Below are 23,068 nucleotides of genomic sequence, written 5' to 3'. Positions count from 1 at the left end.
ATCGGCGTCACCTGTCGTTACTGGAATGGGGCGGTGAGGCGAAAAAGAATCACACCGCCGGCTTTTGCTCCGCGGCCTCGTCGAACTTCGACCGGGCCGCTTCGACCTCGGGTAGTTTGTCGAGCGTCCATTTATGCAGTTCGCGAAATGGCTGCTGCAGCGTTTGACCCAGTGGGGTGATCTGATACTGCACCGCCACAGGTGAGAACGAAATGATCTGGCGCGAGACGAGACCATTTCGTTCCAGTCGCCGCAGGCACTGTGTCAGTGCCTTCTGGGTGACGCCCTCCAGGCGGCGCTTGATGGCGTTGAAGCGATGCGGTCCGTCATCGAGCACCGCCAAAACCATCATTGACCACTTGTCCGCGATCTGGTCGAACAGCGCCCGGCTTGGGCACTCCGACGAAAAGCATTGCGGCTTCAATTCCAGCATCGAAGTTTCCTCATGTATACCAAGGCGACTTTAAGTGCCTAATTGACATCAGGTTTACAAAATATACTTTATGGCCTCCGAAAACAAATGGAGTCCATCCGATGTCGATCCCCGATACCAGCATCTTATTCCGTCCTTTTTCCATCCGGTCGCTCGAACTGAAGAATCGTATTGTCATGGCACCCATGACGCGTCTGTTCTCACCCGATGGCATTCCGAGTGAAGCGAGTGCTGCCTATTACCGGCGACGAGCAGAAGGAGGTGTCGGGCTGATTCTGTCGGAAGGCACCGTGATCGATCGTCCGGCATCGCGTAATGATGGCGGCATCCCATTTTTTCATGGCGACGCGGCGCTGGCGGGATGGAAAAACGTGATCGATGCGGTCCACGGCGCGGGCGGACGCATGGCCCCACAGATCTGGCACACCGGTTCCACGCGTTACATCAACGACTGGGAGCCGGATGCGCCAGTGGAGAGCCCTTCGGGCCTCGTTTCGCCAGGTGATCCGCGTGGCGTGGCGATGAGTGAAGAGGACATTGCCGACACGGTAGCAGCGTTCGCCAAGGCCGCAGCAGATGCCAAGCGACTGGGCTTCGATACCGTGGAGATCCACGGAGCCCATGGTTATCTGATCGACCAGTTTTTCTGGTCTGGCAGCAATCTGCGCACCGACCGCTACGGCGGCCCGTCCATCAAGGAACGCTCGCGCTTTGCCAGCGAGATCGTGTCTGCTGTTCGTCAGGCGGTGGGTCCTGAATTCCCGATCATCATGCGTGTCAGCCAGTGGAAGCAGCAGGACTACGGCGTGCGCATCGCTGAGACACCCGCAGTGATGGAGGACTGGCTGCTGCCACTGGTCGAGGCCGGTGTCGACGTCCTGCACTGCTCGCAGCGACGTTTCTGGGAACCTGAGTTTCCCGACATTGACGGTGAGAACGGGCTGAACTGCGCGGGGTGGGCGAAGAAGGTCACGGGAGCCACGACCATCAGCGTCGGTTCGGTCGGGCTGGATAACGATGTCACTCACGCTTTTGCCGGCGAGGGATCGCTCCCGGCCAGCCTGGATCGGCTCGTTGAACGCATGGAGCGCGAAGAGTTCGATCTGATCGCCGTAGGGCGTGTCCTGCTGAGTGACATGGATTGGGTCGCCAAAGTGGAAAAAGGCGATTACGCAGGCCTGAAGGGCTTCAATCCGGCATCTTTGGCTGAATTGGTTTGAGCCTCATCGGGCGGTGGAGAGCGTGACGCCACAAGGGTTCTAGCCTGAAGACAGCAGCGGTCTGGCCTCGGATGTTGCGAGGTCGAGACCGTGACCCGTTGTCGAGTGTGCCCTGACTGTTAATGGTTGAACACGTTGAGGCCACTCAACACCTGTGAACAGGATTCTCTTGCAGCCTGTGGCCCGGGCGTTTACGCGCAGGCCATGGAGCGTCACAAGCTGTCCGGGTCCCCAAAGAACATTTTGACTTGGCTCTAGGACGGTAGTTTCAGTTTGAAAAAGTCTTGATGTGCCCCCAATTTTGCCCCTAATCCTATGCCGTACACGAGCGATCACGAATGACGATTCCTGACACGGACTGGGGTGGCAATGTAATTTTCAGTTCTATTTTGAGTACCTGCCGCGCTCAAAAGCGTTTTTACACAGCCTCGGCCAAAAGCGGACTGTTGCGCAGTGTCTTAGCCGGCCTCCGAGCGGCCCAGCTAAGCTAGGCCAAAGGCGCAGGTTTATCTCAAGAAACTGGGCGGCGTACCGTCAAAATGGCAGCGCCGAAGCAGATGAATGCTGAGCCTACGAGCCTGCCGATCCATATGGAGAGTGCTGGGCGGGTCAGTACACTTTTGACCTGAGCCGCAGCGGCGGCATAAACGCTCAATGAAGCCAGCGACAAACCCATGAAGATGAAGGTGAGTAGCAGGAATTGTGGCAGCAGCGCGACGTCCTTGTTAATAAACTGCGGGAACAGGGCGGTAAAGAATATCGTTGCCTTAGGATTGGTGACGGCGGTCAGGAAAGCCGACTTGTAGAGTTTCATACGTGACGGTGTAATCGCTTTGCCATCCGGCTGCACTTCCTGAATGAGGATTGGATGCTTGTTGAACAACTGCTTCACGCCCAGATATAAGAGGTAACCGGCACCCAGGACTTTCACCGCATTGAACATCCATTCGGAGCTTGCGAGCAGGGCGCCCAAGCCAGACACCGCAGCAGCCGATAAGCAGAACAATCCGCAAGCGTTGCCCAATGATGACCATACGGCATAACGCGGCCCAAATGCCAAACTGTTATTGATCGCCATAACGGTCGCAGGGCCAGGGCTTGCGATGGCAATCGCTGCGACTAGGGTAAAAGCCAAAACTGAGTGCGGATCCATATTTCATGTCCATAGGTGGTTGAGAGGGGGCATATTACAAGACGACCTGAAGCTGCCTGAACAATGCTGCCATCAAAATCCCGGCTGCACTCGCCGGAAGAGATTTGTGCAGTGTTAGCATCACGATGGCGGTCGTTAGCAATGCGAGTCGCGCGCCGTTATCACCCGTAATTGCCATCGGTGTCAGCACCGCCACCAGTACCGATCCGGACATGGCACTGATGAATTGCTGCACCCGGTAGTTGATGGGCACAAATGACATCACGAATACGCCGCCCCACCGGGTGGCGAGCGTGACAATTGCCATGATCAGAATGATGTACAGCGTGCCGAAGCCTGAAGTTTCAATGCTCATTCTTTTTCTCCGGCCAGAAGGCGCCCAGTAAACCGCCGGCCAATGCTCCAGTAACAACGTGACTGTTTTCAGGCAAATACAAGTAGGCCGATAAGGACGCTGCGGCCGCCACACTCCAGATGATCAACATGCGCAGGTTTTTTTGGCCTCCGAGCACCATCGCGAGAAGAAAACAGCCCATCACCATGTCGAGGCCCAGACTCACTGGGTTTTGAATGACGCTTCCAAACTTCAGCCCCAGCCAACTGCCAAGCGACCAAGCCGACCACAGCGCAAGACCGCCCCCAAACAGCAGTCCCATGCCTCGCTTGCCGCTGTTGAACGCCTGCATCGACATCGCCCAGTTGGCGTCGGAAACCACCATCATCACGCCGTAACGCTTGGCGCGTGGTAGTTCGCGTAACCAGGGGTACAGGGTTGCTCCCATCAACAGATGGCGGGCATTGATCGCGAATACCGTGATCACCAACGGTATTACCGGGACGTGCTGACCCCAGAGGTCAAGCACTGCAAATTGTGCTGCGCCAGCGAATACCAGAATACTCATTAGAAGAGTTGACGCTTCGCTCAGCCCTGTCTGCGCGGCAGCAAGCCCGAAGGCAATCGCAAAGACCACAACGAACATGGAGATCGGCAAGAGCTGTTTGAAGCCGCTCCATATTTCGTATTTATCCAACTCTACGGAGCTTGCATCGACACTTAACACCATTCCACCTCACTGGATCAGGTTGTACCTCTATTCAGGCGCCATTTTGGGGGCGCTGAGCGATCCAAGAAAAGCGAATAAGTTTTATAATCGCCATTCGAGTTTCGAATTGCTAAGGTTTAGTGATGCACTCCAAGGATTTGCAGATTGACTGGCTACGAACCTTCCTGGCGGTGGTTGATACCGGTTCCATGACGGCGGCGGCGCGACAGGTATCGCGCTCGCAGTCAGCGGTGAGCATGCAATTAAAGAAGCTAGAAGATAGCATCGGTCGCCCGTTGCTCAACCGCGAGCCTAGGCAACTGTCTCTGACGCCCGCTGGCTTCGATCTGCTGGGCCATGCGCGCAAGTTACTAGCGTCTCACTCGACCCTGGTGCTTGCTATGCATGGTGGGGCTCTTTCCGGGCGGGTGTCTTTTGGCGTTCCTGACGACTATGCAGTGCCGTACCTGGTGCCGGTGCTCAGGCACTTTGCTGCGCGCTTCGGTGAGGTCGAGGTCACGTTGGTGTGTGAAGAGTCCACAGCGCTGCTGGCAAAGGTTGATCGAGGTGAAATCGATTTGGCGCTGGTGACCCGTGATGCACCTTCACGTGGTGAGTTGCTCTTCAGGGAAGCCTTGGTGTGGGGCGCCGCTGAACAGCACGAGATCTGGAAGCGCAGCCCGCTACCGATTGCAGTGCATGAATTAGGCGGACGGTTGCGTACCGAGATACTGGCAGCGCTTGAGGCTCAGCAACGTGAGTATCGAGTTGTCTACAACAGTCCTAATGTCAGCGGGCAAATAGCTGCTGCTCAAAGCGGAATGGCAGTTGCTGTGCTTACGCGGTGCAGCCTTCCTCCCACTCTAAAGATGCTCGATGCGCGGCAAGGTTTACCCGAGCTTCCGGTAATTGAAGTCGTGCTGATGCGGAGCCGGGATTCAAAGGGATCTCGTGCCGTGGATACGCTGTACGATGAGGTCGTGGGTTCCCTAAGAGATCCTCTATGTGTTGAACGAGCTAAATAAATCGGGCTTTGAACTGACAGACATGACGGGGGCTCTGGGCAAATTACTTCGCTCAGATAGAATAATTCGACTCTTCGGTGCTATTTGCTGTACCTAGCAGGATATTTAAAAGATATGCACATGAGGGGCTTTGAATTTGTACTCATAAATCAATGTGCTGACTGTAGCTGTATCCAAAAAGGGTAGGAAACTAAAATTCAGTGACTCTCAACCCTATTGGACGACCAATCATGCACAGCGTCAGTTTTAAGCAAGTTGATGTGTTCACTTTCGAGCGATACAAAGGTAACCCTGTGGCAGTCGTTCTCGATGCGAAGGGGCTGTCGGACGCCGAGATGCAACAGATTGCCAATTGGACGAACCTTTCCGAAACCACTTTCGTATTACCGAAAACTCAAGAGCAGGCCGATTATCGCGTTCGCATTTTCACGCCTGGATCAGAGCTCCCGTTCGCGGGCCATCCCACTATCGGCACCGCACACGCTCTTATAGAGGCCGGCGCCATCGTTCCCACCGACGGCGTCGTCGTTCAAGAATGCGGTGCTGGGTTGGTGCGGCTTGATGTCACCATTGACGAGGCCGGAAAGCAGTTAATCTCGTTTGAGCTCCCCCATCCGAAATTCGAGCCATTTGATGCTCAACGTATTGATGAATTGGAGGCCTGTTTGGGCACATCCATATCACGTGAGTATCCACCTGTTCTTGTTGACGTCGGTGCACGTTGGGTTGTCGTCCAGCTCGCCAGTGCTCAGCAGGTGATTGCGAATAAGCCTGATTTGCAGAGTATGAAGGTAAGCAATCTACGCGATAGAGCAACTGGGGTAATTGTGTTCGGCAAGTACCCGGTTGACGGCACTGCAGATGTAGAAATACGCGCTTTTGCTCCAGCTTGCGGTGTTAGCGAAGATCCCGTTTGCGGCAGTGGAAACGGAGCCATGGCGGCTTTTATCCGACATACCGGGCAGGCCGAAGCATTTGGCAGTCAATTCCGAGCCAGTCAGGGTCAAATTTTGGGCCGCGCGGGTTTCATCAATCTCGAAGTGAGCGATGAGGTCATCAAGGTCGGAGGCGAAGCCGTTACCTGTATTGACGGCTTGATCAATCTTCGCTGATGAACGGTGTCCAGCTACCTCCGGTGGCTGGGCATGCCTAATCACCGTCACCAACTTTTGAAAGAAGGGGGGGAACACCCGTATCGGTGCGTCGTCAGAGTTTCTTTTGCTTGGTGGTCAATGAGACCCACGCGACACCGCTCAATGTCACTAAGGCCGAAATGCCGCTGAGCATTGTGATGTCCTCGCTGAGGATGAGAACGCCAAGTACCATGCTCAAGATGGGAACTGAAAGCTGAACGGCCCCGGCAGTAATAGTGGTCATTCGAACCCGTGCCCAATACCAAATCGCGTATCCAACGGCTGACGTTAAACCTCCAGCAATCACTGCATACCACGCCCCGGTAGTATCGACACGCAGATGATCATGTTGGTAAAGCACGAGCACAACAGCAAAGGGAATTGCCCCAAGAAAACTGCTCGCAGTCTTGACGAGTGGAGACTCGTTAGCCTTTCCCGCCACTGAGAAAGCGCCCCACGCGATTCCTGCAACCGCCATCAACGCGGCAGCATACGCAGGTGGTGCCGATGCGGATGGGGCGAGAAAAGCGATCATTCCGCCGAGAGCAACGAACAGCCCGAAGATGCTTGTGCGTTCCCCCCTCCGGAGCCCATAAGAAATCATAAGGACTTGTGCAGATGCAAAGAGTATCAATGCGCCTGCGCCGGTACTGATGTCACGGTAGGCGAAGGAAAAGGCGGCGACATATGTGAACAGGAAGATTGCGGCCCACCACTGCGCTTTGAGCTGTTTAATTTTTCCGCCCTGAGCCAGGAAAATTATCAGTAATGTCAGTGCGCCCGATATCACTCGGATGCCACTGAATGAAGCCGCATCGATGTCGGTCGTTTGAAAAGCTGCCCTGGTGAGCAATGAGTTGGCTGCGAACGCAATCATTGCAAGGCTCGTCATCAGAACGATAAAAGGCGCGACTGATGCGTTGCTAGCCGCTGTGTCAGTGCTCTGGCCTGAGCTCTTGAACGTCATTCTGAATCTCCATCACCGATTTCAATGCAATCGCAAGTGCGACAATGTGCGCTAGGTGTTAGCGCACGAGAGCGATGACGCTTAGGGCAAACCTTTCTGTGCCACACTTTCACCTGCGACAGTCAACACAATCCGGAATTTGGCTTCACCAGACTTCAACTTCTGAAAGGCCTCATTGGCTTGTTCGAGTGGCATGACCTCGATTCTCGGACGTACATCCGTGAGCACGCTGAAATCCAAGGTGCGCTCATTTTCGTAGGGTGTGCCTGTGAGGGATCCGCACACACTGCGTTCGCCGACGACTAACTGTCCAGACGAAACGGGCAGGGGTGACTTGTGTGCTCCAAGCAGAATCAACCTTCCTTGAGGTGCCAATCCGCCCACCACCGCAGACACCGCGTCGGGATGACCGACGGTGCTGACGATGGCCTGAGCACCGCCCAAGCTGTTGAGCGTTGCTGCAGCATCTTCGTTATTGGTATCGATATAAAGATGCGCCCCCAATGCCAGCGCATCATCTGCAATGTCTTGACCTCGGCCCACGGCGATGACTCTAAACCCCATGCGGCGCGCATACTGGAGCGCCATGTGTCCGAGGCCTCCTATACCAAGAATGGCCACGGTGTCACCCGCGTTGGCACCACATTTTTTTAGGGCATTGAAGGTCGCTATACCTGCGCAGAGGAGCGGGGCGGCCTCCACGGCGTCGAGCTCGTCGGGGATCGACACCAGTCCGCTGCTGCGAGCGATCATCAGCTCGGCATAGCCACCGTCACAGGTAGCACCAACGAAATGTTGGTTAGGGCAAAGTTGAAAGTTGCCCTGACGGCATTGGGCGCACTCGTTACAGTGTCCGCCGAGTCGGCCCACCCCTACGCGTTGGCCAATCTTCCAGATGGAAGAGGTGTGAGCGCCGAGCGCCTTTATACGGCCAACCACCTCATGACCTGGTACCCGTGGTGCTTGCAGCGTTGGATCTGCACCTTCGATGTCGCTTATGTCGGCACCACAGATGCCGCACGCTTCGACTTCAATCAATACCTCTCCGGTACATGGAGTAGGTATCGGGCGATCCACCATTTCGAGGACTCCAGGCCGGGTCACTTGCATTGCTTGGTAAGTATTTTTCATGGTCTTGTGTCCTATGGGTAGGTCAGATTTGACGTGAGTGGGTTCAGCGCTTCATCGATTCAAAGCTGGGCGAAGCCCCCGTCAACAACAATCTCCGCACCCAACATGTAGCGCGACTCATCACTGGCAAGAAACAGGACGGCTTGGGCAATCTCGTGTGGATCCCCTAAGCGGCGAGCAGGAATTCGAAGCGCCATTTGCCGCTTTGTCTCGGCCAATTGTTCAGGCGTGGCACCTTCCAATTCGAAGATTGGCGTGTCTACTGCACCAGGGCTTACGGCGTTGACGCGAATTTTTCGATCCATTAATTCGCATGACCACGAACGAGCAAATGACCGTACGGCTGACTTGGTCGCGGCCAAGGCAGAGAAACCACCCATGCCGACCGCATTTAGCCAGGCCGAGTTGAGTACAACGGAGGCGCCGTCACGCAGCACAGGTGTAATGGCTTGCATGGAGAAGAACAGACCTTTGACGTTGACGGCCATAAGCTCGTCAAAGCGAGCCTCTTCGGTAGTGAGCAGGGGGGTGGAGAACGCCACGCCAGCATTGCCGAAGAAAATGTCCAAACCACCTTCACCAAACGTCTCGGCAACCTTTCGAGCCATGCGTTGCATATCATTGAGGCTGCGTACATCGGCCTGAATCGTTGTCACTGCGCCGCCCAGTTCTGCTCCAACCCGTTTAAGACGTTCTGCGTCTCGGCCAGTAATGACCACCCGGGCTCCTTCTTCGACAAACAGCTGTGCAGTCGCCAGACCAATGCCACTGGTTGCGCCAGTGATCAAAGCAGTTTTGCCTCGTAGTCTCATGTTCAGTTCCTCAGGAGATCGGCTTAATGAGGGGTTCTTCGTCATCCACTAAAGCGTCGCTCTCAACTAGAGAAGTGCTGACGTCTGAACCGCGAACCAGCGTCATATCGACGGGGCATCTATCGGCGATGGCCAGAAGCTTTCGGCGCTGCTCATCGTCGAGAGGCCCGTTCAAAGTGATCGAACGGGTGAAAAGATCCGCAGGTGACTGGTCGTTTCGCTTGGCGTGCGTGACGTGGGCACTGGCACGTTGGAGCGGAATTCCTTTGCGGCGGGCATACATGCGCATGGTCATAACCGTACATGCCGCCAAACCTGCAGAAACGAGCTCATAGGGTGACAGTCCGCTTGCGAGCCCTCCCACGGATTTCGGTTCATCCGCGAGCAAATGGTGAGCGCCGGTGCTCAATCTGAGCTGGAACAATCCCGCTCCTGCCTCCTCTGCAGTTACACCTTCGCCCGTAGAGATATCGGCGATGTCATCGACCCATTTGGGCAGGTAGCGGGCGGCCCAAGCAGCGATTACTGATGCTGCATAGTCCGAGTCAGCCCGGCGTGTTAATAGATGGTTGGCATCGTCCAGCGAAACAAAACTCTTCGGGTGGCGCGCCGCGAGGAAGATCCTTGAAGCGTTGTTGATTCCGACCACATTGTCGCCAGGAGCATGCAAGACCAACAACGGCTTGCCCATCTGGGCAATGCGCTCTTCCAGATTCTGCTGTCGAGCGTCGTCTACGAATGATTTGCGTACTGTGAAAGGGCGACCACCCAGTAGAAGTTGCGCTTCGCCCTCTGTCTCGATCTGCGCGAGAGCGTCATTGTCGAACTGATGAAGGATATGTTTCACATCGGCAGGAGCACCGATGGTTGCCACTGCTTGCACGGAGGGCATTTCGGCGGCGGCACTCAACGCTGCCGCCCCACCCAAACTGTGGCCAATCAGTAATGAAGGAGGATGGCCTGCTTCAGTCATGGCGCGGCCTGCGGCGATGAGATCACCCACATCAGCGGCGAAAGTTGAGTGAGCGAATTCTCCTTCGCTACCCCCGAGTCCTGCGAAGTCAAAACGCAGTACACCAATCCCGTTCAGTGCAAGGGCTCGTGCAATTCGCGCTGCCGCGAGGCTTTCCTTTCCACAAGTGAAACAATGGGCAAAAATAGCCCACCCACGAGGTGTGGTCTGTGGACGCTCAATTCGTCCAGACAGCACTGCTCCAAGTGCTCCGTGAAAGTCAAAACGTTGATCTGGCATGTTCTCATCCTCAACGAATGGGGAAGTATTCGTTTAGTCCGGCAATGGCGATAAGGCCCGAATTGCCAGCGACGTGGCCTCAATGGCACCGGCAACGTATCCAGGGAACTGTGGTGACCATTCACTGGCGATGCCGGTGAGTCGCCCCTTCCAAATCCCTGAGCTCGCCGCAGCTTGGGGAGTGCTTGTGGGGTGGCCAGCCGAGCCAAGATCAGCTTCGGTAGCGGTCAAAGGATCCTGCGCCCAGTCCTTGATGAAGTCAGCGCGTGGTTCCGCTGCCTGTGATCCAAAGAGACGTACGAGTTGTGCACGGCTGTGTTCGCGCAGCACATCCTCGGGAACCGCTTTACGGACGTACGCAGGTACACCGAAGAAGCCAAATAGCGCCGCGCTGCCATCAGGCATGGAAGCATCGTGTATCTCGCCCAATGGGCCACGCGCACTCCGCGCGGCACCGGACAGCCCCTGCTCACGCCAGAATGGTCTGTCGTAGATCGCAAGGTATTTGGCATGAGGCGCCATCCAAGTGGCAGTGTCTCGCCACTGTCGAGCCAACTCGGTTGGCAATGCTGGCTCAAACTTGATGTTTCGCTCTACCAGACGCGGAGGCATCGCCAGCAAGACCTGCTCTGCGCACCAGGTCGTGAGGTTTCCGGCAGAGTCTGTGCTATCAATTTCTACATTGGCCGGTGTGGCGCGAATCGAGAGGACGGTCTGATCGGTAAGCGTTTGTTTTGAGTCCAGCGATCTGCTCAGTGCGTCGATGAGTGCCGACATGCCACCTTTCAAGCGAATAGAGGCCGGTGAGCTGGCATAGCCGCGCGTGCGTGCCGGCGATTCACTCGACGCGCGTTCCACCATCATGTCGCCAGTGTCGAACTGCTCGAAGTATTCCAGGCCTAGCTGCACAATCAGTTGATGCAATTCAATTTGGAAGTCGGGCCAGAACCAAGTGGGCCCTAAATCAAATCGATCAGAGGTATGTGTCGACGCCCGGTCGTGGGGCGCTCTGACTGATGCGATTCGGCCTCCGAGCACATCACGCGCCTCCAGAAGGATGTAATCCTGGCGACCCTGACGTTCGAGCAGATAAGCGGCATACAGGCCACTCAAACCTGCTCCGACGATGACAGTGCGTACGTTTGGCATTTAAATTCCTGCCGTCAGATCGGCCAGATGACCTGTTTTGAGATAGACGGTGGCACCCTGTTCACCAGCGGTGATCGGGGGGATTTCTCCAGCGGGTGTGCGCACCCAGCTACCGGAGGTAAAAGAGCGCTCACTCACAACCACTTCACCTTCCAGCACCAACAACTCCGCGCCTTGTACGGGCGTGGAGAGGAGTGCTTCAGATGCTGGCAGTCGAGTTAGGCATACTTCCTCAGATTGATCTGAGAATAAGGGGCATATCTCTCGATTACCGTGACGAAGCCAATTGTTTGGGTCACTGGTATCAATCCGCACGTGTTGGGCTTCGTCGTCGCGCATTTGCTGAAGTTTGACGAAGATAGTCGCGCCCTCACTGCTGGAGGGGCGGTGTCCAGAGCCAGGTGGGTTACGCAGATACCAGCCAGCAGGATAATGTTCGTCGTCCTCAGAAAAAGTACCGGCCAACACCAGGATTTCCTCACCGCCTGGGTGCATGTGGTGTGGGAAGTACGAATCGGGTGCATACCGCACTATGCTGGTTGCACGAGCTTTCTCTGCCCCCACGCGATCCAGCATCACACGCTCGACACCGTTTTGAGGGGAGGAGACCCATTCATACTTGTGGGGTGCCACGAACGCGCGGCGCGAGAAATCTGAATTGATCAGCATGGGGATTCTCCAAATAACGCGCTGACAGGTGCCCCCTAGGAACGCGGGCACCTGTCGCTGCGGCTTAGTCCTTTGGAAGCTGTTGGTAGGTCTCGATGACACGCGCCGAATAGGTCAGCGCTGCACCAGCATTGAGAGCAATAGCGACGCCCAAGGCTTCGGAGATTTCTTCGAGAGTGGCACCAGCATCGACAGCCTTTTTGGTGTGCACTGAAATGCAGCCGTCGCAGCGCGTGGTAACGGCCACAGCGAGGGCGATCATTTCATGAAACTTGGCTTCCAAATGACCAGTCCTGGCGGCAGCGTTGTCGATAGTCATCAGGCCGCGCATAACGTCGGGGCTCTGTTTTGCGTAATCGCCTACGCGTTCCAGAAGGGTTTCACGGTAAGCGTTCCAGTCTTGCATCATGACGGTATTCCTCTTGAAAATTTGGGCATGCGTCGCCGTGCTGCGCTTGTAACGCGGCTTAAGCGGCTAGGTAGATGCGCACATCGGGTGCAGCATCGAGTAATGGTTTCAGAGCTTCGACGACGTCCGCTGTGAACAGCTCGCTTTGCAGGTATGCGCGTGCGTTTTCTGTGGTGTCAAAGCCGTGCAGCACTTGCACATCCTCATCGCGTACAAGCAGCTCTTTGGACTGCGCACCCTTGATGGTTTCGAGGAAGGGCGCCTTGTACGTCTGGTAGATGCCGGCGGCTTCAGCACGTTTGGCAGCGGCAATCTTGAGGTTGATTTGCAGATAGACCATATGCGTTTCTCCTTACCAGTGGTGCAGCAATGTCGGCAGGCGCGAGCGCCTGCCCGAGGTGATCAGTTGCGGCCAGCCATCACGCCGCCGTCGACATCCCAAATCGCGCCAGTGACCCAGCCTGCTTTATCCGAAAGCAGGAACGAGACGACTTCGGCCACGTCCTGTGGAGTGCCGACACGACCGATTGGGTGGAAACTGTTGAAACCTTGCAGTGCGCTATGAACTTCAGCTTTAGGAATAAAGCCTTCGTAGATCGGGGTTTGTACCACCGCAGGGGAGACCGCATTGACGCGAATTTGCTTGGGGGCCAATTCCATCGCCAGATGTTGGGTCAGCGAATGCAGACCGGCCTTGGCCATCGAGTAGGCCGACGATGGAGTGGCTGCAATGGCTTGTTTGGCCCACATCGAACCGATGTTGACGATCGCACCAGGCTTGCTCTTGGCGACCAGGTTGGCGGCTACTTTCTGAGTGATGAAGAAGAACGCTTTGTTCAGCTTCATGTACTGGTCGTAATCTGCACCCTCGTGTTCCAGAAATGGTTTAGGGAAGAAAACGCCAGCCGCGTTCACCAGCAGATCGACATCTGCATGCTGCTCATCAATGGCTTTGAGCAATGCGTTCAAACCCTCGCTGCTGGATAGGTCAGCGGTCACTGCCCATACCTGGCCCAATTTCGCCAGCTCCTGACGCGCCGCTTCGGTCTTATCCGGGCGGTTGCCTACAATTACAGCGCTACCACCGCCAGCCAGCACCATGCGTGCCGATTCCAAACCCATACCGCTGGTGCCACCGACGACCAACAGCTTTTTGCCTTTGAATTCAATGCTCATTTTGAAAACCTCGATTTACGCCTGTCGACGACAGGACTCAGTAAAAGAAAAAATATCTCGGAGCATCCAGCTCATGCCCTTACGCTAAACTGCATGTAGCCTCGTGGCGTCCATTTACCGCTTCATCGATGGATGCGCTTTTTCTGACAGAATCATTACGTCAGACTTCGAGTTTCCTGAGCAGGGACTTTGCTCCGGCTTCGATATGGGATGGATTCTTCGCTGATTTGCATACGCCGACAAACGAGATAAAGTGTTCCTTTTTAAAAGAAAATCTTTACCGACATGAAAACGCCCGTTCATCTGAATGCTCTACGCGCGTTTGAAGCCAGCGCCCGCCATCAAAGCTTTTCAGCGGCAGCGGCGGAGTTGAACGTCACACCCGCCGCAGTCGGACAGCTCGTACGCACCTTGGAGGATTGGCTGGGCGCACCACTGTTTCTGCGCAGTAGCAGTGGACGGGTGCGGTTAATACCTACTGAAACTGCTGAGCGTGCACTGCCGGATATTCGGGCCGGCTTCGACAGGTTGGTTCTCGGCATGGAGAGACTCCAGGAGGCATCTCCTTCAGGCGTACTCACCGTGGCGATAAGTCCTGCATTTGCTGCCAAGTGGCTGCTGCCAAGGATTGAGCACTTTCACAACGCTCGACCTGATACTGATGTGAGACTTGATACCAACCTAAAGCCTGTGGACTTCGTCGCTCAGCGTATTGATATCGGGGTGCGATACGGCGCAGGTAGTTGGCCAGGCCTGGTGGCAGAAAAGCTAATGGGGGAAGAGGTCTACCCTGTATGTTCGCCAAAACTGCTTAGCGAACATTGGCGTTTGCAAAAGCCAAGCGATCTGGCAAGCGAGACCTTGATTCATGATTTGTCGATGGATAGGCCTACGGGGTTTCTATCTTGGGACATGTGGTTGCAGACGGCTGGCGTCCCCAACGTTGCGACACGCGGAATGCAAATCAACAATTCAGCGGCGGTTCTACAGGCTGCCATCGACGGTCACGGTATCGCTCTCGCTCGAAGCGTGATGGCAGCCGATGATCTCGCGACGGGACGTTTAATACGTTTGTTCCCCGAGATATCGTGCATTTCGCCATTGGCTTATTACGTCGTGTATCGAGCAGAGTGCTCGAGTTTGCCAAAACTGTCCGCTTTTCGAGACTGGCTATTCGAGGAGGCAGCGTCGAAGTAAAGGAACTGACATTCGGAGCGGCTACCAATAGTTAGCCGCTTGAGGACGGCGCTCGCCCCGAAGTGCTTTACTACCTAACAGGCTGAACCACATGGCATTGACCTTCTGGCTGCAAGCAGGCCAGTGCCGAGCCGACCTGTAAGGTTTGAGGTTGGACGCCTACGTTAGATGGGCGACGCTGTAGCCAAAGGAGCCCGAACATAGCCAGCAGCATTGGAACCAGAATTAGACCGGAGGCGGTCGTCCAGCCATAGGCGTCGAGCAGTCCGCCAGATAGAAATGAACCGAAAACCATAGTGCCGAATACAACGAAGTCGTTGATCGCTTGTACGCGCGGCCCGTCTTCTGAGGTGTGACAGGTCAGCACCAAGGCAGAGGCCCCGAGAAAACCGAAGTTGCAGCCAACGCCAAGCAATACCAGTGCAAGCCAAAAATGGCCAACGCTCATCCCTAGCATCCCAACCAGTGCAGCCATGCCTATCAGCGCAAGCCCTAATTGCCCCTAATGTAGCAATCCACTGGAGGTGGATGGATCTCCATGGTCTATCAAAAGGCAGAAATGATCAGGATTAACAGCCTTCCTGACGACGCCTATAGACTCTCAGGGTCGCCGAAAAACATCTGAATCCGCGAACGCAACCAGCGCTCGCCCGGATCGTTGTCCTGGGAGCCGCGCCAGGCCATGTGCAGCTCGAAGCTGCGTACCGGGATGGGCGGGTCTTCGGCGCGTACGCCACCGGCGGAGGTCAGGGCCTCGGCGGTGTAGTCGGGCACGGTGGCGATGATGTCGGTGCCCGACAGCAGCGTACTCAAGCCGTTGAACTGCGGGACGGCCAGTACGACGTGGCGCTTGCGGCCGAGCTTTTCCAGTTCTTCGTCGATGAAGCCGCTCAGGTCACCGGCGAAGGACACCAGGGCATGGGGGCGGGCGCAGAATTCGTCCAGGGTCAATTGCCCGGGCGCGGTATCGGCCCGCAGCACCTTGGGCGAGCTGCGCCGCAGTACCTTGCGCTTGGCGTTGGCCGGCAGGTCGTCGGTATAGCTGACACCAATGGAGATTTCGCCGGACGTCAGCAGGCTCGGCATCAGGAGGTAGTTGACCCGGCGCACCACCAGCACGATGCCCGGCGCCTCGGCGCGCAGGCGCTTGAGCAGCATCGGCAGCAGGGCGAATTCGGCATCGTCCGAAAGGCCGATGCGAAACACCGAGGTGCTGGTGGCCGGGTCGAATTCCGCCGCCCGGCTGACTGCCGTGGAAATCGAGTCCAGGGCCGGGGAGAGCAGGGCGAAGATCTCGATGGCCCGTGCCGAAGGTTCCATGCTGCGGCCGGTGCGCACGAACAGCGGGTCATCGAACAGGCTGCGCAGCCGCGACAGCGCGGCGCTGATGGCCGGCTGGCCGAGGAACAGTTTCTCGGCGGCGCGGGTTACGCTGCGTTCATGCATCAGTGTTTCGAACACGATCAACAGGTTCAGGTCGACACGACGCAGGTCATTACGATTCATCTGGGGTCCTGGCAGATTCGGCAAGCTTGACGTGGGCGGCCATATGGGAACAATGGCCGGCATGAATCTTACGGGTAAAGGCTGGTACTCTGCACCGGCTAATTGAATTTTCCTAGGCTCTGTAGGGAAAGCCCTGATACTCGTTCATGCTGCGTTGAAAACGGCCTCGCAAGGCTCATGTACCCCGGTACGCTGCGCTTGCCCGGCTGTGTTCGCCTTGCCTGAGCTTGGTCCCAAGGCGTTTAGCCTAGGGGCGGGCCTGCAGGGCTGGTGGTTTTCTGATGGCGGAATCAATGACAGGCATGTCGACTATTAATAGCCACTGATGGTCTTGGGCACAAAGCCCGGATAGAGTTCAGGGCATTAGAGGTTACTTTGACGAGGTTTGCGATGTCCCGCACGATCCGTTTTCACAAGTTTGGTGGTGCCGAGGTGCTCAAATGCGAAGAGCAGACGACGGCTCTTCCTGCGCCAGGAGAAGTGCAGGTCCGCGTAGAAGCGATCGGTATCAGCTGGTATGACACCCTTTGGCGCCAGAACCTGGCGTCGTCCCAGGCTCGCCTGCCTTCTGGCCTGGGCCATGAAATGGCTGGGGTGGTCACCGCCGTGGGCGACGGTGTCGACGATCTGGCCGTAGGCGACAAGGTCGCCAGCTTCCCCGCCGAAAGCCCGAACGACTATCCGGTGTACGGCGAGCTCATCGTGCTGCCGCGCACCGCGCTGACCCGGTATCCCGACGTCCTGAGCCCGATCGAAGCCGCCGTGCACTACACGCCGCTGCTGATCGCCTATTTCGCCTATGTCGACCTGGCGCGGGTCAAGCCCGGGCAGTTCGCCCTGGTGACGGATGCCAGCCATTGCGCCGGTCCGTCCTTTGTCCAGTTGGGCAAGGCGCTGGGGGTGCGGGTGATCGCGGCCACCAAGACCTCCGATGAGCGTGAGTACCTGCTGTCCCTGGGGGCCGAGAAGGTCATCGTCACGGAAGAGCAGGACTTGCTCATGCAAATCAACAAGCTTACCGACAATCGCGGTGTCGACGTGGTGTTCGACGGCCTTGGCGGACCGCAGATGTCCTTGCTGGGCGACGTGCTGGCGCCACGGGGCAGCCTGGTGTTGTACGGCCTGCAAGGTGGCAATCAGACGCCATTCCCGGCCTGTGCGGCGTTCCAGAAGAACATCCAGTTCTTCGTGCATTGCATTGGCAATTTCACGGGCAAGCCGGAACTGGGTATCGTCCAGGACCACGTAGCGTTGCAACGGGCTCTGCGCGATATCAATCAATTGACGGCCGATCGCGTCCTGTTGCCCCTCAAGACCCGTGTCTTCCCGTTCGCCGAGTTTGTCGAGGCGCACCGCTACATGGACGAATGCCCTTGCCGCGAGCGTGTTGCCCTCCAGGTGGTCGATCCCGCCTGACGTCCGTCCCGCGCAAGAGTCGTCGCAACGGGCTCTTGCGCATCCTCCGACCCGACCCGGTCATCCCCGCCATCATCGTAGGCCAGTGAATCCGTGCTGACACGGTTGCTTGCGCCTGCCTTTCGTTCGAACCCACTTCGTTTGTGCCCGGACAACTGAGCTGGTTTTTGCCTTTAATCTGTATCTTCTAATCATTAATGAAGTCCTGATAATTGAACGCTGGTTTTCAGCTCAAGGAAGAAGTCGTGGTGCAATACACGTTTTCGGAAGGTCTTCGTCCTTCAATACCTGTTCAAGATGCTTTGGCCGTTATTGGGTCCGGGTTATTCTATCGATTGTCAGAAGAACAGCGTGGGGCAGGCTGTTCACTAAAGTTCAGCATGTTCTTTGTTTTTTGTACTCATTATCTGTGGGACGTTGTCGGAAATCTCCTAGGACGCGCCCGTGGCTTGTTGAAAGCCAATGATTGTGCGGGTTTGAGCCGGACCCTGGACGCAAGTGGGTTGGCGCTCAATGTATGTGTCAAATAATTACGGCAAGCAAAGTTCAAGCGTATTAACAATACTCTTCGCAGTAGTAGAACAGATCCTCCAGCCCAACATGTCGCGCGGTCACATCAGTGGGTGCGAGGCCGATATTCGAATTTCCAGGTAAATGGTTATGAGTGCAATTCATGAGCAGGCAATGGTTCACGTGTATCAACAGATATTGCAGCGACTGTTAAGTTTCTATTCCCGTGCCGAGCGCACGGCGTTGCAGCTTTTGATACAACGCCTGATTGTCGCCGCCGGCGGCATCGAGCGGATCGGTGATTACCGGGTGCTGACGGTCCAGAACGGAAGCCGGGACAGTTTCTATGTCCTGACGGCCCTGAGGGCGGCGCAATTGAGCATTGCCGGCCGGCATCCGGTCACCTTCGACCTGCGTGTCGCCACGCCGCGGTTGGGCGAGACCACCCAGTCGACCCTGGAAAACATCCACCGCTGCTATAGCGCGCTGTTCGTCTACGATGATCCCCGGGTCGAACTGCTGATGAGCGATAACCGCGAAGTGGTGCCGTTCAATCACCGCCAGCCATTGTCGGTGGCCGGGCACGAATCCAATCGCATGGACATGCTGGTCCTGGGACACCTTCGCTCCCCCGATAGCCCCCTGGAGATCGGCGACGATGGCTATCTGGCCATGGCGGAGTTCTATCAGCACATGGCGCGCTGGGAGGCGGGGGTCGATTCCCTGGTGAGCAGCGATACGCCACGCCAGCAGAAGCAGTTCATGGCGGGCCTTCGACGGGCGACCCGCAAGATCGGCCTGGTCACCGAGCCAACCGGCACCTTTGACAGTCTGTTCGCGCAGCTCGATGGTCTTGGCGGCGATCTCTTCCAGCATTTCTATGGGGCGCACCGGGTCGGGGCGTGGAAACCCGAGGGCTGTTTCCAGGCCTGCCGTCGCGTCGGGCATATCGGTATCGACGACCTGATCGTCGAGCGCTCCGAGGAAACCAACTGGCCGCTGTTCAGCGAATTCCTGCGGGTGCGGACCGACGACTTCATCGCGTCTTCCCCCGAGAACGAATACCTCAGCCCGCTGCTGTCGGCTCATCTGCATGGCCTGCAGGCTTGCTACCTGCAGGGGCGCAGCTACGAGACGGGCTATGGCGACTATGTCCAACGGGCTGTCATGATCATGCACCGCAAGCAACTGCCGGAGCATGCCTGCGCGCAGGCCAACGAGCTGTTCGGTCCGCCCTCGGCCATTGCCGAGCGGCGTGCCCTGGCCGCCCTCGAAGCGCAGAAGACGCTGGGGCTCAACGAAGCGCAACTGGTGTGCATGCTGTTCGCGCCCTTTGTCGAAAAAGGCGCAGGCCTCGAGCATTTCCTGCGCTGCTGCCATCCCGGCATGCTGGTGGCGATGCCGGACTTGCACAAGGCCATGCAGGGCGCGCCCATCGCCGACCAGGTGGCGCAGTGGATGGTGGATGTCAGCGGCCTGTCCATCGACATGCTCGGCAGGCTCTATGGGGCGAGCATCGCGGCGCCGGACCAGGAAAACGCGTCCGGAGTCGATCCGCAACAGGGCCTGGACGACACCGACGATGACGCGCCGGGACTGGACGCCGATGGCTTGCGCGAACGCTCGGCCAGGCATTGAGGGGCGCGGCTTGACGGATTTATTCAACGACTGCCCGGCCGGTTCGGTGCTCGCATCAATGGCGAGCCTGAAGTCATGAAAGGAGGGCGGGAAACGGATTTCGCCTACCAGGCGGTCTATCGCTACCTGACGACGTTGATCAACGAACTGGGCGCCGATGCCCGGGTGCGCCTGCCGTCGTTGCGGCAACTGGCCGACCGCCTGAGCGTGTCGATCTCCACCATCCAGTACGCCTATTCGCTGCTGGAGAAGGAAGGGCGGGTCTATTCCATCGCCAAGTCCGGGTATTACGCCTCGCCGGTGCCCTGCGTCGCGACCCTGGAGGGGGGCGACGATTTGCTCGAGACGCTGTATGTCAATGCACGGCGACCGGGCATGCGAGTACTCAGCGCCGACGAGCCTGCCGCGCTGCAGCCCCTGGACAGTCCGCTGCTACTGCTTGAGCGCGAATTGTTGCGCCAGTATCCACGCTCCTCCCAGATGCCTTCGCAACCCTGGGGTGAACAGGAATTGCGTACCGCCCTGGCGGCCCGCTATACCTCTTCGCCGGCCCGCTGCTGGAATGCCGATGATGTCTACATCGGTGCCGATCCGAGGGGCGTGCTGGAAATCCTCATTGCGGTCCTGGAACTGCGGGGCGCGACGGTCCTGGTGGAATCGCCCTGCGACTGGACCCTCCTTCGCCTGTTGCAAGCGGCTGAGGTCCGGGTGGTGGAGTTGCCCTTGCTGGGGGATGGCGAAATCAGCCTGGAGCTACTGGAACAATTGCTGGCCAACGAGTCGGTGCGCCTGGTGGTGCTCTCCTCTGTGCTGAACATGCCCATGGGCACGCTCGCGTCCGAAGGCAATCGTCGCGCCGTGGCTCGCTTGCTGGAGATGCATGGCACCTGGGTGCTGGAAAACGACAGCTACACGGACCTGGCATTCGAAACGGGTGCCACGCCTTTTCGTGACCTGCTGGACCCGGATCGGCTGATCGTCTATTCCACCTTCGAAAAGACCGTGGGCCCTGAAGCGCCGTACGGTTATGTGCTGTCGCGTCAGCTGACCCTGCCGCTGCAACGGCATTTCCTGCTGCGCGCGTTTCGTCTGTCGCCGATTCGCCAGAAAGCCATCGCCCGGCTGTACAGCAATGGTCGGATCGATCAGCACGTGCTGGTCCTGCGGCGTCTGTTGCGCGACAGCGCGGGCGCTACGACGCAGCTGCTGGGCGAGCGGCTGGGGGACAGCGTGCAATGGGTGCAGCCCCAGGGAGGTGCGACGATCTGGGTGCGCTCGTTGCGACGGGTGGATCCGCGGCGGGTGTTCCAGCGCCTGCTTGCCCAGCGGATCGTCATTGCCCCGGGGGAGCTGTTCAGCCTCCAGGGCCTGTATGCCCAGCATCTGCGCCTGACCCATGCCCTGGGCGGATCGGATGAGATGGACGTCGCGCTCTGGGCGCTGGCCGAGGCCTTGAGGCTCGAGCAATCGTAATGCAGGGCGATGGATCGAACCCATCGCGCCACGGTCGAACTGTCAGTAAACTGCATTCCATTTCCCAAGCCACTCCATTCAGAGGTTTTGCATGACAGTCAGTCCATTTGCGGGCAAGCCGGCGCCGGCAGAGTTGTTGATCGATATCCCGCGACTGGTGACGGCCTACTACACCGGCCGGCCCGATGCCTCGGTTGCCACCCAGCGTGTGGCTTTCGGCACCTCCGGTCACCGTGGCAGCTCATTCGACCTGGGATTCAACGAGTGGCACGTGCTGGCGATCAGTCAGGCGATCTGCCTGTACCGAGAAGCCCACGGGATCGACGGGCCGCTGTTCGTCGGTATCGACACCCATGCGCTGTCTACCCCGGCGGGTGCCAGCGCCCTGGAAGTGCTGGCGGCCAACGGCGTGACCGTCATGATCGCCGAAGGCGACGAATACACCCCGACGCCCGCGGTGTCCCATGCCATCCTCTGCTACAACCGCGGGCGCACCAGCGGCCTGGCGGACGGCATCGTCATCACGCCGTCCCACAACCCGCCGCAAAGCGGTGGCTACAAGTACAACCCTACCAACGGCGGTCCGGCCGATACCCACATCACCAAGTGGATCGAAGCCAAGGCCAATGAATTGCTGGCCAACCAGTTGGCCGGCGTCAAGCGCATCAGCTACGAGCAGGCGCTGAAAGCCCCAACCACTCACCGCCATGATTTCCTCAACACCTACGTGGCCGACCTGGTCAACGTCATCGATTTCGACGCCATCCGCGCCGCCGGCTTGCGCCTGGGCGTCGATCCGCTGGGCGGAGCGGGGGTGCGCTACTGGCCGGCCATTGCCGAGCATTACCGCCTGGACCTTGAGGTGGTGAACACCCAGGTGGATTCGACGTTCCGCTTCATGACCGTCGACTGGGATGGGCAGATCCGCATGGACCCGTCTTCCAGTCATGCCATGCAGGGGCTGATCGGCCTGAAGGAGCGGTTCGACGTGGCCTTCGCCTGTGATCCGGACCATGATCGCCATGGCATCGTGACGCCGTCCGGTGGACTGCTGGCTCCAAACAACTACCTGGCCGTCGCCATCGACTACCTGTTCCAGAACCGCCCGCAATGGCGCGCCGATGCGGCGGTAGGCAAGACGGTGGTCAGCAGCGGGCTGATCGACCGCGTCGCCCGGCGCCTGGGTCGTCGTCTCTATGAGGTGCCGGTGGGCTTCAAGTGGTTCGCCGATGGCCTGTTCGACGGTTCCCTGGGGTTCGGTGGCGAAGAGAGCGCCGGGGCTTCGTTCCTGCGCAAGGACGGCGGTGTCTGGAGCACCGACAAGGACGGCCTGATCCCGGCGCTGCTGGCGGCGGAAATGACCGCCCGTACCGGTCGTGATCCAAGCCAGGCCTGCCGCGCCCTGACGGATGAGCTGGGCGAACCGTTCTCGGTGCGCGTCGACGCCAAGGCCAGCCCGCAGCAGAAGGCCTTGTTGAGCAAGCTTTCGCCAGAGCAGGTCGCTTCCACCGAACTGGCCGGTGAGCCGATCCAGAGCATCCTCAGCCATGCCCCGGGCAACGACCAGGCCATCGGCGGCCTGAAGGTCATGACCGAAAATGGCTGGTTCGCGGCGCGTCCGTCCGGTACCGAGGACATCTACAAGATCTACGCCGAAAGCTTCATTGGCGATGAACACCTCAAGCAACTGGTGAGCGAGGCGCAAGCCCTCGTGGATGGCGCCATCAGCTGATCTGTGAGGAGGACCGTGTGCGAG

General features: G+C 57.9%; 23 protein-coding genes. 8 read left to right on the top strand and 15 right to left on the bottom strand.

Going from position 1 to position 23,068, the window contains the following annotated elements; all coding sequences use genetic code 11:
• Positions 1 to 49: 49 nt before the first annotated feature.
• Complete coding sequence (locus BW992_RS21700) at positions 50 to 433, bottom strand: winged helix-turn-helix transcriptional regulator (RefSeq protein WP_076407088.1); 384 nt, start codon at positions 431 to 433, stop codon at positions 50 to 52.
• Between the two features lie 101 nt (positions 434 to 534).
• On the opposite strand from BW992_RS21700, the gene BW992_RS21695 reads away from it, so the two are divergent.
• Complete coding sequence (locus BW992_RS21695) at positions 535 to 1,653, top strand: NADH:flavin oxidoreductase (RefSeq protein ID WP_072391220.1); 1,119 nt, start codon at positions 535 to 537, stop codon at positions 1,651 to 1,653.
• A gap of 511 nt (positions 1,654 to 2,164) precedes the next feature.
• Here the strand turns inward: BW992_RS21695 and BW992_RS21690 are convergent.
• From BW992_RS21690 to BW992_RS21680, 3 genes are read right to left on the bottom strand one after another with little or no spacing between them, the layout of a single operon-like run.
• Entirely contained in the window at positions 2,165 to 2,806 is a 642-nt protein-coding gene (locus tag BW992_RS21690; RefSeq protein ID WP_072431093.1) for a LysE family translocator, read from the bottom strand.
• Between the two features lie 34 nt (positions 2,807 to 2,840).
• Positions 2,841 to 3,161: an AzlD family protein gene (locus BW992_RS21685; protein ID WP_076407087.1), complete on the bottom strand. Its 321-nt coding sequence runs from the start codon at positions 3,159 to 3,161 to the stop codon at positions 2,841 to 2,843.
• Entirely contained in the window at positions 3,151 to 3,870 is a 720-nt protein-coding gene (locus BW992_RS21680; RefSeq protein ID WP_072431091.1) for an AzlC family ABC transporter permease, read from the bottom strand. The genes BW992_RS21685 and BW992_RS21680 overlap by 11 nt, the downstream gene beginning before the upstream one ends.
• Positions 3,871 to 3,992: 122 nt before the next feature.
• On the opposite strand from BW992_RS21680, the gene BW992_RS21675 reads away from it, so the two are divergent.
• Positions 3,993 to 4,874, top strand: coding sequence for a LysR family transcriptional regulator (locus tag BW992_RS21675; RefSeq protein WP_072458833.1), 882 nt, complete (start codon positions 3,993 to 3,995; stop codon positions 4,872 to 4,874).
• 230 nt (positions 4,875 to 5,104) lie between these two features.
• Positions 5,105 to 5,986 (top strand): PhzF family phenazine biosynthesis protein, encoded by an 882-nt coding sequence (locus BW992_RS21670; protein WP_034138534.1) that lies wholly within the window; start codon positions 5,105 to 5,107, stop codon positions 5,984 to 5,986.
• Positions 5,987 to 6,080: 94 nt separating this feature from the next.
• Here BW992_RS21670 and BW992_RS21665 read toward each other — a convergent pair whose 3' ends face one another.
• The 9 genes from BW992_RS21665 to BW992_RS21625 all read right to left on the bottom strand — a co-directional run bounded on the left by BW992_RS21665 (position 6,081) and on the right by BW992_RS21625 (position 13,572).
• Positions 6,081 to 6,974 carry a DMT family transporter gene (locus BW992_RS21665; protein WP_197432264.1) on the bottom strand — a complete coding sequence of 298 codons (894 nt, stop codon included), beginning with the start codon at positions 6,972 to 6,974 and terminating at the stop codon, positions 6,081 to 6,083.
• 81 nt (positions 6,975 to 7,055) lie between these two features.
• Entirely contained in the window at positions 7,056 to 8,105 is a 1,050-nt protein-coding gene (locus tag BW992_RS21660; protein WP_072431089.1) for an alcohol dehydrogenase, read from the bottom strand.
• A 59-nt stretch (positions 8,106 to 8,164) separates the two neighbouring features.
• Complete coding sequence (locus BW992_RS21655; protein ID WP_072431088.1) at positions 8,165 to 8,917, bottom strand: SDR family oxidoreductase; 753 nt, start codon at positions 8,915 to 8,917, stop codon at positions 8,165 to 8,167.
• A gap of 10 nt (positions 8,918 to 8,927) precedes the next feature.
• Positions 8,928 to 10,169, bottom strand: coding sequence for a bifunctional alpha/beta hydrolase/OsmC family protein (locus BW992_RS21650; protein ID WP_076407086.1), 1,242 nt, complete (start codon positions 10,167 to 10,169; stop codon positions 8,928 to 8,930).
• A gap of 33 nt (positions 10,170 to 10,202) precedes the next feature.
• On the bottom strand, positions 10,203 to 11,318 hold the full coding sequence (locus tag BW992_RS21645) for a flavin monoamine oxidase family protein (RefSeq protein WP_072431086.1): 1,116 nt from the start codon (positions 11,316 to 11,318) through the stop codon (positions 10,203 to 10,205).
• Positions 11,319 to 11,987, bottom strand: a complete 669-nt coding sequence (locus BW992_RS21640; protein WP_072431085.1) for a cupin domain-containing protein — start codon at positions 11,985 to 11,987, stop codon at positions 11,319 to 11,321. It abuts the gene before it with no gap.
• A gap of 64 nt (positions 11,988 to 12,051) precedes the next feature.
• Entirely contained in the window at positions 12,052 to 12,393 is a 342-nt protein-coding gene (locus tag BW992_RS21635) for a carboxymuconolactone decarboxylase family protein (protein WP_218124375.1), read from the bottom strand.
• A 61-nt stretch (positions 12,394 to 12,454) separates the two neighbouring features.
• A complete protein-coding gene (locus tag BW992_RS21630; RefSeq protein ID WP_072431083.1) occupies positions 12,455 to 12,736 on the bottom strand; it encodes a hypothetical protein in 282 nt (93 codons plus the stop codon).
• Between the two features lie 62 nt (positions 12,737 to 12,798).
• Positions 12,799 to 13,572 (bottom strand): SDR family NAD(P)-dependent oxidoreductase, encoded by a 774-nt coding sequence (locus tag BW992_RS21625; RefSeq protein WP_034138527.1) that lies wholly within the window; start codon positions 13,570 to 13,572, stop codon positions 12,799 to 12,801.
• 285 nt (positions 13,573 to 13,857) lie between these two features.
• On the opposite strand from BW992_RS21625, the gene gcvA reads away from it, so the two are divergent.
• Positions 13,858 to 14,769, top strand: coding sequence for a transcriptional regulator GcvA (gene gcvA / locus BW992_RS21620; protein ID WP_072431082.1), 912 nt, complete (start codon positions 13,858 to 13,860; stop codon positions 14,767 to 14,769).
• A 70-nt stretch (positions 14,770 to 14,839) separates the two neighbouring features.
• Here gcvA and BW992_RS21615 read toward each other — a convergent pair whose 3' ends face one another.
• Positions 14,840 to 15,217 carry an MFS transporter gene (locus BW992_RS21615; protein ID WP_143007957.1) on the bottom strand — a complete coding sequence of 126 codons (378 nt, stop codon included), beginning with the start codon at positions 15,215 to 15,217 and terminating at the stop codon, positions 14,840 to 14,842.
• A gap of 143 nt (positions 15,218 to 15,360) precedes the next feature.
• Positions 15,361 to 16,275: a LysR family transcriptional regulator gene (locus tag BW992_RS21610; protein WP_072431080.1), complete on the bottom strand. Its 915-nt coding sequence runs from the start codon at positions 16,273 to 16,275 to the stop codon at positions 15,361 to 15,363.
• Between the two features lie 390 nt (positions 16,276 to 16,665).
• Here BW992_RS21610 and BW992_RS21605 point away from each other — a divergent pair, with 390 nt between their 5' ends.
• From BW992_RS21605 to pgm, 4 genes are all read left to right on the top strand, one after another.
• Positions 16,666 to 17,691, top strand: coding sequence for a zinc-dependent alcohol dehydrogenase family protein (locus tag BW992_RS21605; RefSeq protein ID WP_072391226.1), 1,026 nt, complete (start codon positions 16,666 to 16,668; stop codon positions 17,689 to 17,691).
• A 660-nt stretch (positions 17,692 to 18,351) separates the two neighbouring features.
• Entirely contained in the window at positions 18,352 to 19,839 is a 1,488-nt protein-coding gene (locus BW992_RS21600) for a hypothetical protein (RefSeq protein WP_076407085.1), read from the top strand.
• Positions 19,840 to 19,914: 75 nt separating this feature from the next.
• Entirely contained in the window at positions 19,915 to 21,312 is a 1,398-nt protein-coding gene (locus tag BW992_RS21595) for an aminotransferase-like domain-containing protein (RefSeq protein ID WP_072458829.1), read from the top strand.
• A 91-nt stretch (positions 21,313 to 21,403) separates the two neighbouring features.
• The gene (gene pgm / locus BW992_RS21590) at positions 21,404 to 23,044 is read left to right on the top strand and encodes a phosphoglucomutase (alpha-D-glucose-1,6-bisphosphate-dependent) (RefSeq protein ID WP_076407084.1); all 1,641 of its coding nucleotides are present in this window, start codon (positions 21,404 to 21,406) and stop codon (positions 23,042 to 23,044) included.
• Positions 23,045 to 23,068 lie beyond the last annotated feature (24 nt).

It is taken from the genome of Pseudomonas sp. 7SR1, assembly GCF_900156465.1.
Lineage (GTDB): Bacteria > Pseudomonadota > Gammaproteobacteria > Pseudomonadales > Pseudomonadaceae > Aquipseudomonas.
The sequence above is the reverse complement of the archived record's forward strand: the minus strand, read 5'-3'. Positions and strand labels throughout refer to the sequence as shown.